At 61.5% G+C, this 14,182-nt stretch carries 12 protein-coding genes; 6 read left to right on the top strand and 6 right to left on the bottom strand.

Annotation, left to right across the window (positions count from 1 at the left end):
• A partial coding sequence (locus tag NKH73_RS30800) for a hypothetical protein (protein ID WP_352938920.1) occupies positions 1 to 538 on the top strand: 538 nt, incomplete at its 5' end.
• Between the two features lie 86 nt (positions 539 to 624).
• On the opposite strand, the gene NKH73_RS30795 is transcribed toward NKH73_RS30800, so the two are convergent.
• Positions 625 to 894, bottom strand: coding sequence for a BrnA antitoxin family protein (locus tag NKH73_RS30795; RefSeq protein WP_352938918.1), 270 nt, complete (start codon positions 892 to 894; stop codon positions 625 to 627).
• A 255-nt stretch (positions 895 to 1,149) separates the two neighbouring features.
• Complete coding sequence (locus NKH73_RS30790; RefSeq protein ID WP_352938916.1) at positions 1,150 to 1,458, bottom strand: hypothetical protein; 309 nt, start codon at positions 1,456 to 1,458, stop codon at positions 1,150 to 1,152.
• Between the two features lie 463 nt (positions 1,459 to 1,921).
• Between NKH73_RS30790 and guaB the strand changes: the two genes are divergently transcribed.
• Together guaB and NKH73_RS30780 are read left to right on the top strand one after the other, a co-directional pair.
• Positions 1,922 to 3,424, top strand: coding sequence for an IMP dehydrogenase (guaB, locus tag NKH73_RS30785; protein ID WP_352938914.1), 1,503 nt, complete (start codon positions 1,922 to 1,924; stop codon positions 3,422 to 3,424).
• Between the two features lie 25 nt (positions 3,425 to 3,449).
• On the top strand, positions 3,450 to 3,995 hold the full coding sequence (locus tag NKH73_RS30780; protein ID WP_352938912.1) for a hypothetical protein: 546 nt from the start codon (positions 3,450 to 3,452) through the stop codon (positions 3,993 to 3,995).
• A gap of 18 nt (positions 3,996 to 4,013) precedes the next feature.
• Here the strand turns inward: NKH73_RS30780 and rnd are convergent, their stop codons facing one another.
• The 3 genes from rnd to NKH73_RS30765 all read right to left on the bottom strand — a co-directional run bounded on the left by rnd (position 4,014) and on the right by NKH73_RS30765 (position 7,175).
• Positions 4,014 to 5,165 carry a ribonuclease D gene (rnd, locus tag NKH73_RS30775; RefSeq protein ID WP_352938909.1) on the bottom strand — a complete coding sequence of 384 codons (1,152 nt, stop codon included), beginning with the start codon at positions 5,163 to 5,165 and terminating at the stop codon, positions 4,014 to 4,016.
• A gap of 94 nt (positions 5,166 to 5,259) precedes the next feature.
• A complete protein-coding gene (locus NKH73_RS30770; RefSeq protein WP_352938907.1) occupies positions 5,260 to 6,507 on the bottom strand; it encodes an MFS transporter in 1,248 nt (415 codons plus the stop codon).
• A gap of 161 nt (positions 6,508 to 6,668) precedes the next feature.
• Positions 6,669 to 7,175: a DUF3280 domain-containing protein gene (locus tag NKH73_RS30765; protein ID WP_352938905.1), complete on the bottom strand. Its 507-nt coding sequence runs from the start codon at positions 7,173 to 7,175 to the stop codon at positions 6,669 to 6,671.
• Between the two features lie 250 nt (positions 7,176 to 7,425).
• Between NKH73_RS30765 and NKH73_RS30760 the strand changes: the two genes are divergently transcribed.
• Together NKH73_RS30760 and aspS are read left to right on the top strand one after the other, a co-directional pair.
• A complete protein-coding gene (locus NKH73_RS30760; RefSeq protein WP_352938902.1) occupies positions 7,426 to 8,220 on the top strand; it encodes a GNAT family N-acetyltransferase in 795 nt (264 codons plus the stop codon).
• 191 nt (positions 8,221 to 8,411) lie between these two features.
• A complete protein-coding gene (gene aspS / locus NKH73_RS30755) occupies positions 8,412 to 10,208 on the top strand; it encodes an aspartate--tRNA ligase (protein ID WP_352938900.1) in 1,797 nt (598 codons plus the stop codon).
• Positions 10,209 to 10,290: 82 nt separating this feature from the next.
• Here aspS and NKH73_RS30750 read toward each other — a convergent pair whose 3' ends face one another.
• Positions 10,291 to 11,481, bottom strand: a complete 1,191-nt coding sequence (locus NKH73_RS30750; RefSeq protein WP_352938898.1) for an aq_1923 C-terminal domain — start codon at positions 11,479 to 11,481, stop codon at positions 10,291 to 10,293.
• A 286-nt stretch (positions 11,482 to 11,767) separates the two neighbouring features.
• Here NKH73_RS30750 and parC point away from each other — a divergent pair, with 286 nt between their 5' ends.
• Complete coding sequence (parC, locus tag NKH73_RS30745) at positions 11,768 to 14,020, top strand: DNA topoisomerase IV subunit A (RefSeq protein ID WP_352938896.1); 2,253 nt, start codon at positions 11,768 to 11,770, stop codon at positions 14,018 to 14,020.
• Positions 14,021 to 14,182: the final 162 nt, after the last annotated feature.

Raw genomic sequence — 14,182 nt, 5'->3', positions numbered from 1 at the left:
CCAAAGAAAGCTTGACGCCGGCACCGCGGTGCTCAGGGGCTCATGGCCGCCGGATACACGTCTGCGGTCTTCACCGGATGGGTACGACTGGTCCGACATCGAACGTGTAAAAAAAATGGGGGACTACCCCACCTCGCGCACAATGGTGCTCAATTTTTTTCAAACCAAATCGCCGGAGCAGAAGGCAACAGCCATCCTCGCCCTGGGGAAAGATCGTATTGCCGATCTGCTGGCCCTCGATCTTGACAATACGGTTCGGATATCACTTGCGAAGCGTTTGCAGAACAATGTTGTTCGTGATCTGAGTGACGAGGTTTTGTTGCGTGAGCTTGAGCGGACGGACGATAGGTACAGAATTGTGTTCGCTCTTAGATGCGTAATGACGCTCCCGAAATCTCGCATGACGAGGCTTTTGGATCAGTATGTCGACAGAACTGAGCACCGCTTCTATAACAGCATTCATTGGTTAGATTTGGGAGCGGCACTGCCGAGTCCCCTTGCTAAAAAGATTGCGGAGCGAGCACTGTCACACCATTAACCCGCCATCTAAGTTGGGGTGCGGTGTGCGCGCAATCGCGTCGCAGGGTGATCGTTGCCCACTAGTCGGTTGCCACAGGGGGTAGGTTACAGTCGCGTGCCTTTAAGCACCTCGTCAATGCGCGTTTGCCAACCGGGACCTGTCGCCTTGAACTTATCAATGACTTCCTGCGATAGGTATATGCTCGTACGCACCTTTGGTTTTTCAGTACGCGGGCGACCTCTGCGCACGACTTCGGCATAGGTCATGAACTTTTTCCCCTGAAACTCACCTGGGGCCTCGTCCTCGCGCTTGTGACGCTGTGCGGCTGCTTCTTCTGCGTCTGTTAGTGTGTGTCGTCCATGTGTGTTCGTCATAGCTTATTCCCTCATCTCGTGTTGCGAGTCGCATCGTAACGATTGACACCCCTTCGGTGCCTAACTGTTTAAAGACCACCGCGTAGAGACTATTACCAATCAGGTTGAAGGCCTTATAGCGCCCTGTGTGCCCCGCCTCGATTAAGGCGGATTCAATGAACGGCGGCGTTACCCATGCGAAATCAAGTTGACGGTCGATCAGCACCTTTTGTCGCTTGATTTCGTCCCATACGATACGCATTTAACGTATGTATGTTAATGCGTTGTTGCCGTCAAGGAAATGCGCAGGATGAACGCGAACGGCAGGGGGTCGGTGTGAGGGGTTTGCGTGTCGATGCGATCGTTGCCGTCGCGGGTCACTGAACGCGTCACACCGCGCTGTGAGGGTGGGCAGGGGGTTAGTTTCTGGGCGACCTCACCCTGCAATCGGGCGTTCGGGTGACGTGACTTATGCACCAACCTTATGAACCGCGCGTGCTTGGAGGGCACATCCCTGCAAATGCGACGAACGATCTGTTTGATGTAAAGGGCGACCGCCAGGATAAGCGGAATGGTGCGGTTCATGGAGCACGTCCGGATTTGAATGTTCGCCGCCGATTGCTTGCCGATCCCTCGGGGGCAAAGGGGGTAAGCCGACACGCAGGGCGGTTACCACGGGTTAAGTCGGATGTCGCCTTAATTTGCCGTCACATTTGCGCGACGCTTGGCAAACGTGCCGGTTCGGAGCCTTGCGGAGAATGGCGCCCAAATAAAAACCCGCCTCGGCGGCGGGCGATGGCGCAAATCGGCACCATGAATAAATTCCTAGCATAACTGCCGTCACAAAGCAAGGCCAGATGTGCTAATCACTTCAGCAAAGGCTGGCGGCACCGCCCCTCATCGCCCTGCCGACCCCGCCATGCACAACCAATCGGCTTTTCATCGGCGACGGGACGTGTTACGAGCCAGCGCCAATCCTGAAAGGGAAGAAGACGAGTCGGCGCTGTCCATCCGGTCCAGCGCTTTTCATGCATTCCGAGGGCTGGCCATGGCAAAAATTATCGAAACGTCCACGGGCGCGTTGGCGCTGACCTTTGACGACGTGCTGCTGCAGCCGGGTCATTCCGAGGTCATGCCCGGCGAGACCGATATCCGCACCCGCATCGCCGGCGACATCGACCTCAACGTGCCGATCCTCTCCGCCGCCATGGACACCGTCACCGAGGCGCGCCTCGCCATCGCCATGGCCCAGGCCGGCGGCATCGGCGTCATCCACCGCAATTTCTCGCCGGCCGAACAGGCCGAACAGGTGCGGCAAGTGAAGAAATTCGAATCCGGCATGGTGGTCAACCCCGTCACCATCGGCCCCGATGCGACGCTCGCCGACGCTTTGGGCTTGATGCGCACCTACAGCATCTCGGGCATTCCCGTGGTCGAGAATGGCGGCGCCGGCGGGCATACGGTCGGCCGGCTGGTCGGCATCCTGACCAATCGCGACGTGCGCTTCGCCTCCGATCCGGGGCAAAAGGTCTACGAGCTGATGACCCGTGAGAACCTGATCACGGTCAAGGAGAACGTCGATCAGGACGAAGCCAAGCGGCTCCTGCACCAGCACCGCATCGAAAAGCTGGTTGTGGTCGACAGCGACGGCAATTGCGTCGGGCTGATCACCGTCAAGGACATCGAGAAGTCGCAGCTCAATCCGCACGCTACCAAGGACGTGCAGGGGCGCTTGCGCGCGGCGGCTGCCACCAGCGTCGGCGATGACGGTTTCGAGCGCGCCGAGCGCCTCATCGACGCCGGCGTCGACCTTCTGGTGATCGACACCGCTCACGGCCACTCGCAACGCGTGCTCGACGCGGTGACACGGGCTAAGAAACTGTCCAATTCGGTCCGCATCCTGGCCGGCAACGTCGCCACCGCAGAAGGCACGCTGGCGCTGATCGATGCCGGTGCCGATGCGGTCAAGGTCGGCATCGGGCCAGGCTCCATCTGCACCACCCGCATCGTCGCCGGCGTCGGCGTGCCGCAGCTTTCGGCAATCATGTCGGCGGTCGACACGGCGCAGAAATCGGGCGTCTCGGTCATTGCCGATGGCGGCATCAAATATTCCGGCGATCTCGCAAAGGCGCTTGCCGCCGGCGCCAGTGCCGCCATGATCGGTTCGCTGCTGGCCGGCACCGACGAGAGCCCGGGCGAAGTCTACCTGCACCAGGGCCGCTCGTTCAAAGCCTATCGCGGCATGGGCTCAGTCGGCGCCATGGCCCGCGGCTCAGCCGATCGCTATTTCCAGGCCGAGGTGCGCGACACGTTGAAACTGGTGCCGGAAGGCATTGAAGGGCAGGTGCCTTACAAAGGACCCGTGTCCGGCGTACTGCACCAGCTTGCGGGCGGCCTGAAAGCCGCTATGGGTTATGTCGGCGGTCGCGACCTTGCCGATTTCCGCGACCGCGCCACCTTTGTACGCATATCCAACGCCGGACTTCGTGAAAGCCACGCCCATGACGTCACGATCACCCGCGAAAGCCCGAATTACCCCGGCGGAGCCTGACCAGCTTGCGCGAAGCCTGGCGGCAATGATGCTGCGGCTGTCGCGCCACGCTGCAGCACTTTGTTTTGCCTGCGTGGCGGTTTTCATCGCCATGACGGCGATGGAGTTCCTCTATTTCCGCCAGTTGAGTGGTGGCCTGCCGTCGCTCGATATGCGCTGGACCGGTTTCACCCCGGATGAGGGCATGGCTTGGCTGACGGCGCTCGGCCGGCGCGGCAGCGAGATCATTCTGGTCTGGCACTACCTGACCTTCGACCTCTTGTTCCCGGCGCTGCTGTCGCTGACATTGGTCAGCCTGATCCTGGCCACGGGACGGCGGCTGAAGAATTTTCGGGCGCTGCCCGCGCAGCTCCAGTCGCTGTTCGCGCTTGTCCTGGTGCTGCCCTATACGCTTGCTGATTATGCGCAGAACTTCGCGGTCGCCCGCCTGCTCTCGGATTTCCTGTCGGCCAATCCGGATTCGCTGTCCTTAGCCTCGGCGCTGATCGTCACCAAATTCGCGCTCCTGGCGATACCGGTGATCGTCATCGCGGTTTTTCTTCTGGCGGGGCAGAAACAGCGCCGAACTTAAGGCCAAACAGGCTCAAGCCTACAAATCGAACACTGCGATCTTGCGCTTGTCGAACTTGATCGCGATCTCGCCGCGCACCAGCTTGAGGGCGGCCTCGCCGAACACGGCGCGTCGCCAGCCTTGCAGGGCCGGCACGTCGGCGTCCTCGCCCTCGGCGGCGATGCGGTCGATGTCGTCGCTCGAGGCCAGCACTTTCGAAGCGACGCCCTCCTTTTCAGCGACGATCCGCAACAGCACTTTCAGCAGTTCCGCGGCGGCATTGGAGCCTTCCGGCGGCTGAAAGCTTTTCGGCAGCTTCGGCATGCTCTCCCTTGGCAAGGCAAGCGCTGTGTTGACCGCGCCAAGCAGTGCCGTTGCCGTCACTGAGCGCTCCCAGCCTTTCGGCGTGGTGCGCAGCTTGCCGAGTGCTGCCGCATCGCGCGGCGCCTGCTGGGCTATCTCGTAGATGGCGTCGTCCTTGAGCACCCGGCCGCGCGGCACGTCGCGTTCGCGCGCCTCGCGCTCGCGCCATGCCGCAACCGCTTGCACGATCGCCAGCTCCTGCGGCTTGCGCAGTCGCATCTTCAGCCGCTTCCAGGCGTCCTCCGGATGCGGATCGTAGGTTTCGCGCGCGGTCAGCACCTCCATCTCCTCGTTCAGCCAATGGGCGCGGTTTTCCCGCACCAGTTCGGCGCTGAGGTGCTGGTAGACCTCGATCAAGTGGGTGACGTCGGCGAGTGCGTAGTCGAGCTGCTTGTCGGAAAGCGGCCGATGGCGCCAGTCGGTGAAACGCGAGGACTTGTCGAGCCGAGCGCCGGTGATCTTCTGGACAAGCTGGTCATAGGAGACGCTGTCGCCGAAGCCGCAAACCATCGCCGCCACCTGGGTGTCGAACACCGGATGCGGGACCAGATCGCCGAGATGAACGATGATTTCGATGTCCTGGCGCGCCGCATGGAAGACCTTGACGACCCCCTCGTTGGCCATCAGCCTGAAGAACGGCTTCAGGTCGATGTCGGGTGACAGCGGATCGATCAGCGCCGTCACGCCGGGCGCCGCCATCTGGATCAGGCAGAGGATCGGCCAAAACGTCGTCTCGCGAATGAATTCGGTGTCGACGGTGACGAAATCCGACTTTTCGAACGCGGCAACAGCGGTCTCGAGTTCTTCTTGGGTGGTGATGACGTGCATCAAATCGCTTTTGGCAAAGGGTAAGGTCTCCTTCAATTTCAGCCGCGCGGGCTTTCGTCAAGCCGCAGCCCCGGGTTCAAGACATATGGGGCCGTCATCGGTGCTTCCCGGGCCCGTCGGAATCGTCGTTGCGTTTGGCCAGCCGGGCGAACACCGTCGATGTGCGCAACAGGCCGATGAAACGGCTGCGATGACCCGCCGGCACGCCGGATCGCGCCTGCATCCGGTACACGATGACGACGACAAAAATGGCGTAGACGATGGCGGTGAACACGAACAGTGCGCTTGGCCCGAAATGCTGCATGGCCGTCGAGGCGGCGAACGGCCCGCCAATAGCGCCGAAGGAATAGAACAGCATCAGCGCCGCGTTGATCAGCACGAACTCGCCCTTGTCGGCACGGTCGTTGGAGTGCGCCGCCGACAGCGAGTAGAGCGGCATGGCAAAGCAGCCGAAAATGAAGACCGTCACGAAGTTAAGGGTAGGGTCGCTGCGCACCCAGAACACCAGCGCCAGCGACGCAAGCAGCGCGCAGCACGTCGTTATCAGCAGCACGTAACGCCGGTCCCAGCGGTCGGATAGGTAGCCGAGCGGATACTGGATGATGGCGCCGCCGAAGATGCCGACGCTGACGAAGGTGACGACGTCGGTGACCGACATGCCGATCTGTTCGGCATAGACCGGCGACAATGTGCGGAAGGCGCTGTTGGTGACGCCGACGGCGATGCAGCCGAAGCAGCCGAGCGGCGAAATCCGCCAGACGCGGGCCAGGTCGAGCTTGACGTCTTCCGGCGGGGTCGGGTTGGAGCGGTCGCCGAGCGAGACCGGCACCAGCGAGAGCGTGATCATGATCGACATGATGGCGAAGATGGCGAAACCGCCGGCGCCGAAGATCGGGATCAGGAACTGCGCGCCTGTGACCGAACCGATGTCGACCATCCGGTAGATGGCCAGCACCCGTGCGCGGTCCTTGTTGGCGACCCCGGAATTGAGCCAGGCTTCCATGATGGTGAACAGACCGGCGAAGCAGAACCCGCCGGCAAAGCGGACCGCGCACCACATGACCGGGTCGACGACCAGCACCAGAAGCAATGTTCCCGCCGAAGCGATCGCCGCCAGCGCGGAAAAGGCGCGCACGTGGCCGACCGCCTTCATGATACGGGTGACGGCGAGGCAGCCGAGCAGGAAGCCGGCGAAATAGAACGTGCCCATCAGGCCGATGGTCGAGGCCGAAAACCCTTCCTGGGCGCCGCGCAGTGCGATCAAGGTGCTTTGTAACCCATTGCCGCCGAGCAGGATGCCGGCGGCAATAAGAAGCGGGATCAGCGGGCGCATGGATGACATGAAGGAAGGCCTGTCGTTGATCCTTCTTGAACCATCGTCCGCGCCAATGCCAGCGGCAATTCCCGGCGATTAGCGGGCCAGCACCGGCAATCAGTTTCTCAGCTTGAGTTTGGCTTGGGAGCGGTCTTTCGCACTCCCGAGGGCGCACTGGGTGGATGTCCCTACCGCAGAATTCTGTTTGTCATCAGCCATTTCACCGAGCGGGGCCACGCGTAGTTCGGACCCATGCGAAGATCGGTAAAGCCTTGCAAAACAGGTTTCCCGGTTTCGGCGTCAAGAATGCGAATGAACATGGTATGCTCTGTTCGATTGACGCGCGTTACGACGCCGAGCAAGGCAAGAGACGCGCCGTGCTCCTTGGCAATTTTGCCTTCACAGCCCCCGCAGTTGCGCAATCCGTGCGGTGCACCCGGCTGCTCGCCCTTCGCTGGTACATCGACGATTGTGAAACGCCCGGACTTGGAAAGCATGTCCTTCGCCATCTGTGCCGACTCGGACAGATAGCGCTTATCGTGTTCGTCAGGAGGAATTATCCCCGCCCCAGCGCTCTTGTCCTCCAATTCGAAAGGAAACACCTCGATTGATGCCGGCTTCGTCTGCTGGGCGTGGGCAAATGTGCAGGTGCCGACAAGCAGCATCATCAGGACAGTCAATGTGCGAATGCGCATGGTAGTCCTCCCATCAATGTGACGGCCATTGTACACGGCTTGACCACCCTAATCACGATCAAAGCAGAAGATAGCAGTCGCCTTCCGTTGGCCGCGACTCGTAGTCCGCTTCGGAACGGGCGAGGCCGAAAATCCCTCCTGCGCGCCGCGCCATACCCTGAAGGAGCCAAGCTGGTTCCAGCGGGACCAGGTTGGCTGTATTCTATCGTGCTTGCTATACTCCATCGGGCACGTCACGCGGGGACTTCCCATGTCAGGCTATTTCGGCACAGAGGTTCAGCAGCGTCTGCAAGCTCAGGCTGAGGTGAGTGTCGACTTCATCAATGCGACCCCCGGCGCGTGCCAGACCGGGCGCACCATGGGGTGCGATGATCCCGATCGGTTCGGGTGGGAGCTGATCGACAAGATTCTCAATCGCGACGGCATCTGCGGCTTTCGTATGATACCAGCAAGCAAGGCGGATGAGCTGAAGTCGAGATTGGCCAAAGGGGGCTTCCGCTTCGATACCTGGGACGTTTTCTTGGCCGACCGGGCAAGTGCCCTGGCGGCGTCGGAGGCAATTATCGATCAGGGGCTGCCCGACGGACTTCTCGATCAAGACAAGCCGACCGAGCCGGATGATGAGTATACGGCCCGCATCCAGGCGTTCATGGCGGCGTCGGGCGTAGTGCCATTTTCGGGGTCGCTGCTGGCCGGAACGCTGGGACCGGCGACGACGGTAGTGGTGGGCGACAAGACGGGTACCGTCGCGGCAACCGCGCATGGCTACTTGGCTCACAATCCCTACAGCGCCTATCACCGATATGCGTGGGGTGGACTGGTTGCGGTCGCGCAATCGCAGAGGGGCCGAGGGCTCGGCAACTACATCAACGCTCGCATGATCGTCAGTGTGTTTCGCGATCTGCATGCGACGCACACCTATGAGCTCGTATCAGCCTCGAACGTACCATCCCGGCGAATGGTGGAATCATGCGGGCTTCGTTGCGATCCCGCTGTTGTGTGTGGGGTTGCTACGCCGGGCGATAGTGCGCGCTTCACCCGCTGACCGCCATGGGCGGTCGATGTTGAATCGCGGCTTATTCCGAGCGATGATCGCGTAGGGCGAGAGCCGAAGTCCAACCTGAGATGCTGCCCTAGCGCCGTCCGCCTTGACAAAGGCGGCCTCTCATGTGCTTTTCGCGCAAATTTCGGGCCTGGCCATCATGCCTTGGCCGCAATCAACATCCGGACTTACCAATGACAATGCATCGTTACCGCAGCCATACCTGTGCCCAATTGAGGAAGAGCGACGTCGGCTCTTCGGTTCGCCTGTCGGGCTGGGTTCATCGCGTGCGCGATCATGGCGGCCTGCTGTTCATCGATTTGCGCGATCATTATGGCCTGACCCAGATCGTCGCTGACCCGGATTCGCCGGCGTTCAAGGTTGCCGAGACGGTGCGCGGCGAATGGGTCATCCGCGTCGACGGCGAGGTCAAGGCGCGCCTAGCTGAAACCGCCAACGCCAATTTGCCGACCGGCGAGATCGAGGTTTTCGCACGCGAGATCGAAGTGCTGTCGGCGGCCAAGGAGCTGCCGCTGCCGGTGTTCGGCGAGCCGGACTACCCGGAAGACATCCGCCTCAAATACCGCTTCCTCGATCTGCGCCGCGACACGTTGCACAAGAACATCGTGGCGCGCACGAAAATCATCGCCGAGATGCGCAAGCGCATGGGCGAGGTCGGCTTCACCGAATTCTCGACGCCGATCCTGACCGCCTCGTCGCCTGAGGGCGCACGCGACTTCCTGGTGCCGTCGCGGATCCATCCCGGCACTTTCTACGCGCTGCCGCAGGCGCCGCAGCAGTATAAGCAGCTGATCATGGTGTCGGGCTTCGACCGTTACTTCCAGATCGCACCCTGCTTCCGCGACGAGGACCCGCGCGCCGACCGTTTGCCGGGTGAATTCTATCAGCTCGACCTCGAAATGAGTTTCGTCGAGCAGGACGATGTGCTGTCGACCATGGAACCGGTCATGCGCGGGGTCTTCGAGACCTTCGCCAACGGCAAGCCGGTGACGCAGGAATTTCCGCGCATCGCCTACGACGTCGCCATGCGCAAATACGGCACCGACAAGCCGGACCTGCGCAACCCGATCGAGATGCAGGCCGTCTCCGATCATTTCCGCGATTCCGGCTTCAAGGTGTTCGCCAACATTCTTGCCAACGACCCCAAGGCTGAGGTCTGGGCCATTCCGGCAAAAACCGGCGGCAGCCGTGCTTTCTGCGACCGTATGAATTCCTGGGCGCAAGGCGAGGGCCAGCCCGGTCTCGGCTACATCTTCTGGCGCAAGGAAGGCGAGAAGCTCGAAGGGGCGGGGCCGCTGGCCAAGAATATCGGCGAGGAGCGCACCGAGGCGATCCGCCTGCAACTCGGCCTTGCCGATGGCGATGCTGCCTTCTTCGTCGCCGGCGACCCGAAGAAATTCGTGTCCTTCGCGGGTGCGGCACGCACTCGCGCCGGCGAGGAGCTGAACCTCGTCGACCGCGAGCGCTTCGAACTGTGCTGGATCGTCGACTTCCCGTTCTTCGAATGGAACGAGGACGAGAAGAAGATCGATTTCGCCCACAACCCGTTTTCGATGCCGCAGGGCGGCATCGAGGCGCTCAAGGGCGAGGATCTGCTCGGCATCAAGGCATTCCAGTATGACATGGTCTGCAACGGCTTCGAGATCGCCTCAGGCGGCATCCGCAACCATCTGCCCGAGACCATGGTCAAGGCATTTGAGACTGTCGGGCTGGATCGCGAAACGGTCGAGGAGCGCTTCGGTGGCCTCTATCGGGCTTTCCAGTATGGAGCGCCGCCGCATGGCGGCATGGCGGCCGGCATCGACCGCGTCGTCATGCTGCTGGTCGGCGCCAAAAACCTGCGCGAGGTGACGATGTTCCCGATGAACCAGCAGGCCTATGATCTGCTGATGAGCGCGCCGTCGGAAGCCAGCCCGCAACAGCTTCGCGAATTGTCGCTGCGCGTCGTGGCGACCAAGAAAGAGGCTTAACAAGCTCCCGCAACCGATTCTGTTGATTCACAAAGAACCCGGCAGCGCTGCCGGGTTTTTCGCTTTCAACAGATCGCTCCGCTCAGTCCTCGTTCGCCTTGACTGTCACGCCAAGCGTCTTCGTCAGGTCCACCGGGTTGGACATGGCGCCCGCCATGATCAGCGCGAACGGCACCGCTGCCGGCGGCTTGGCCAGGATCTCGAGGCTCTTTGGATCGTCGAGAAATTTGCCGACCGCAGCCGATACCTGCGCCGTCAATTCGGGATTGTTGAGCTGCGCCATGCCGAAAGGCACGATCGCCTTGGCCTGATTGGCGATATCCTTGCCGGACATGCCTTGCTGCTTGCCGACATAGTCCAGCACCTTGTTGGTCAGCGAATCGTCTTCGAAGCGGATCGAAGCGCTGTTGAACGAAAGCTGCTGCAAGACACCGAGCATGGCCATGCCTTGCGCCGAATTGTCGGCCCCTTCGGGCTGGGCCGCCAACTTCTTCTGCATCTCCTGCAGCGACTTCATGACGTCAAGCGTGTAGCCGCCGAGACCGAAGGTCATGCCGAGCGTTCCGGCATTGTCGACGGAGATGTCGTATTTCGACAGCTCCATCTTGCCGTCCGCAGGCTGCCACGTGCCCGCCATTTCAAGGTTCCCTGATATATTCTGGTAGCCGAGCGCGTTGATCACGTCCTTCGACTTCGGGTCCTCGACCAGCGTCAAGTCGGCATTGAACTTTTCCGTGGTTCCCGAAAATTCCATCGCCTTACCGTCGGCCGGCGGCGTGATTTCGATGGCAAGCCCGTCCATCGAGAAGGCGGTCTTGTCGGCGACCTTGACCGTCATCTTGTCGAGCTCTGCCGATTTGTACATCATCAGCGAGCCCAGCGGACCCGTGGCGCCGTCAGCCGGAACCGTCATGTCGTGGATGATAAAGGGGCTGAGGTCGAGTGTGATGCCGTCCTCGCTGTGCTGGAACGCCGCAGTCGAGACCGTTTTGATTTCATAACCGCCATTGGCTTCGGTCACGCCTTCAAGCGTGACGTCGCCGAGCTTGAGCGCCTCCTTTTCGGCCGCCGGTTTGACGGCGACGCCTTGCAGCACCATGCTGGAGGCATCGCCCGTCACCCCCGTCCATGAGATGTCGACGCCCTGGGCGGCGAGAGCCGCCTTCAGCCGGTCGGCGACCGCAGCATCCTGCGCGAAGGCCGCGTTCAGCGGCAGCGTCAGCAGGAAGGTCGAAAAAGCGAGCTTGTTGAGTGTCGAGCGTCTGATCGTCATCGCGGTTCCCTGAGCGTGTCCTGAAGATTGTTTTCAATTCTTTGCGCCGTCACCCTTCCGTGACGAACTGGACGGGAAAAAGGCGTTCTCCCGCACAATGGTCGAAAACCAGGGCGAAAGGCAAATCCCATCCATTGCGGCCCCGATCTATCGCGCTTGCCATAGAAGCGGGATGTAACCGGTTGATGTTGGCCGATGCTGCAGTACGTCCAGTTCGTGTTGCAGGAGGCGCCTCGCAATTCAAGCGCCTCTTGCCGCGAATCACCCGCTCGGCTAGTTCCAGCCCATGGGAAAAAGGCTTTTGCCGCCTGGAGATGGCGGCGGCGACAACATCGAGCCGGTCGATCTGAAGAAAGCGCTGGAAGAGCGCTATCTCGCTTATGCGCTGTCGACCATCATGCACCGGGCGCTGCCGGACGTGCGCGACGGGCTGAAGCCGGTCCATCGCCGCATCATGCATGCTATGCGGCTGCTGAGACTGAACCCCGACCAGGGCTTCGCCAAATGCGCCCGCATCGTCGGCGAGGTGATGGGCAAGTTCCATCCGCATGGCGACCAGTCGATCTACGACGCGTTGGTGCGGCTGGCGCAGGATTTTTCGATGCGCTATCCGCTGGTCGACGGCCAGGGGAATTTCGGCAATATCGACGGCGATAACGCTGCCGCCATGCGCTACACCGAAGCGCGCATGACCGATGTGGCGACCGAACTTTTGTCCGGCATCACCGAAGATGCGGTCGACTACCGGCCGACCTACAATGAAGAGGACGAGGAGCCGGTGGTGCTGCCCGGCGCCTTCCCGAACCTGCTCGCCAACGGCTCGTCCGGCATTGCCGTCGGCATGGCGACTTCGATCCCACCGCACAATGCCGCCGAGCTTTGCGACGCCGCGCTGCACCTGATCGAGCATCCGGACGCGCCGGTGGCCAAGCTGATGGACTTTGTCCAGGGTCCCGACTTCCCGACCGGCGGCATCATTGTCGACAGCCGCGCCTCGATCCTCGAAGCCTACGAAACAGGCCGCGGCGGTTTCCGCGTCAGGGCGAAATGGAGCCAGGAGGACCAGGGCAGGGGCACCTGGAGCATCGTCGTCACCGAGATCCCTTACGGCGTCCAGAAGGCGCGGTTGATCGAAAAGATCGCCGAGCTTCTGATGGCGCGCAAATTGCCGCTGCTTGAGGACATCCGCGACGAGAGCGCCGAGGACATCCGCGTCGTGCTGGTGCCGAAGAGCCGTTCGGTCGACCCCGGCATCCTGATGGAATCGCTGTTCAAGCTGACCGAGCTCGAAAGCCGCTTTCCGCTCAACATGAACGTGCTGTCGCGCGGCAAGATACCCAACGTACTGTCGCTGAAAGGCGTGCTCAAGGAATGGCTGGAGCACCGCCGCGAGGTGCTCATCCGCCGCTCGAAGCATCGGCTCGGCGAGATCGAAAGGCGGCTGGAGATCCTCGCCGGCTATCTGATCGCCTATCTCAACATCGACGAGGTGATCAGGATCATCCGTGAGGAGGACGAGCCCAAGCAAGTGATGATGGCCCGCTGGTCGCTCACCGACAACCAGGCCGAAGCCATCCTCAACATGCGGCTCAGAGCCCTGCGCAAGCTCGAGGAATTCGAGATCCGCAAGGAATTCGATGGCCTCACCACCGAGAAAAAGCAGATCGAAGCGCTGCTTGCGTCCGATGCCAAACAATGGGCGACGATCAAGTGGGAAGTCACCAGCATCCGCGAGAAATTCGGACCGGAAACCGAACTCGGCAAGCGCCGGACCCAGTTCGCCGACGCGCCCGAACATGACCTGACCGACATTGCCCATGCCATGATCGAGCGCGAGCCGGTCACCGTGGTCGTTTCGGAAAAGGGCTGGCTCAGGGCGATGAAAGGTCACCTGACCGATCATTCATTGCTGACGTTCAAGGAGGGTGACAGCCTCAAGCTCGCCTTCCACGCCCAGACCACCGACAAGGTGCTGGTCTTCACCACTGGCGGCAAGTTCTACACGATCGGCGCCGACCGGCTGCCCGGCGGGCGCGGCCATGGCGAACCGATCCGCATCATTGTCGACATGGACAACGACCAGGACATCGTCACCGCCTTTGTCCACGATCCCAAGCGCAAGCTGCTCTTGGTGTCGCATGACGCCAATGGGTTCATCGTGCCGGAAGAGGAAGTCGTCGCCAACACCCGCAAGGGCAAGCAGGTGATGAACGTCAAGGCACCAGACGAGGCTCAGCGTTGCGTGACAGTCGCCGGCGATCATCTCGCCATCGTCGGCGAGAATCGCAAGATGCTGGTCTTCCCGCTTGCCGAGATCCCTGAGATGGGTCGCGGCAAAGGGGTTCGCCTGCAGAAATACAAGGATGGCGGCGTCCTCGATCTCAAGACCTTCACGCTCGAAAGCGGTCTCTCCTGGCAGGATTCGGCCGACCGCACCTTCGTCAAGTCGCGTGAAGAGCTGATCGAATGGATCGGCGCCCGAGCCTCGGCCGGCCGCATGGTGCCGAAGGGATTCCCGAGGACCGGGAAATTCGGGTAGCCGCTAATCTCCCCCCTCGAGGGGGAGATGTCGCCGAAGGCGACAGAGGGGGTCGGCACGACCTGACGCGACCTCTTCGACCTCTTATTGTGGGCTGAGGACGCCGGCGCTTCACGCGCGGCTACCCCTCTGGCCTGCCGGCCATCTCCCCCTCAAGGAGGG

The organism is Mesorhizobium sp. M0938 (assembly GCF_040319125.1).
Classification (GTDB): Bacteria; Pseudomonadota; Alphaproteobacteria; order Rhizobiales; family Rhizobiaceae; genus Mesorhizobium; species Mesorhizobium robiniae.
Note: the sequence above shows the minus strand (reverse complement) of the source record. Positions and strands in the feature narration are given on the sequence as shown.

Coding starts and splice junctions, on each gene's coding strand:
- NKH73_RS30795 (WP_352938918.1), bottom strand. CDS start 894: ATGACGAACACACATGGACGACACACACTAACAGACGCAGAAGAAGCA.
- NKH73_RS30790 (WP_352938916.1), bottom strand. CDS start 1,458: ATGAACCGCACCATTCCGCTTATCCTGGCGGTCGCCCTTTACATCAAA.
- guaB (WP_352938914.1), top strand. CDS start 1,922: ATGGCAAAAATTATCGAAACGTCCACGGGCGCGTTGGCGCTGACCTTT.
- NKH73_RS30780 (WP_352938912.1), top strand. CDS start 3,450: ATGATGCTGCGGCTGTCGCGCCACGCTGCAGCACTTTGTTTTGCCTGC.
- rnd (WP_352938909.1), bottom strand. CDS start 5,165: ATGCACGTCATCACCACCCAAGAAGAACTCGAGACCGCTGTTGCCGCG.
- NKH73_RS30770 (WP_352938907.1), bottom strand. CDS start 6,507: ATGTCATCCATGCGCCCGCTGATCCCGCTTCTTATTGCCGCCGGCATC.
- NKH73_RS30765 (WP_352938905.1), bottom strand. CDS start 7,175: ATGCGCATTCGCACATTGACTGTCCTGATGATGCTGCTTGTCGGCACC.
- NKH73_RS30760 (WP_352938902.1), top strand. CDS start 7,426: ATGTCAGGCTATTTCGGCACAGAGGTTCAGCAGCGTCTGCAAGCTCAG.
- aspS (WP_352938900.1), top strand. CDS start 8,412: ATGACAATGCATCGTTACCGCAGCCATACCTGTGCCCAATTGAGGAAG.
- NKH73_RS30750 (WP_352938898.1), bottom strand. CDS start 11,481: ATGACGATCAGACGCTCGACACTCAACAAGCTCGCTTTTTCGACCTTC.
- parC (WP_352938896.1), top strand. CDS start 11,768: ATGGGAAAAAGGCTTTTGCCGCCTGGAGATGGCGGCGGCGACAACATC.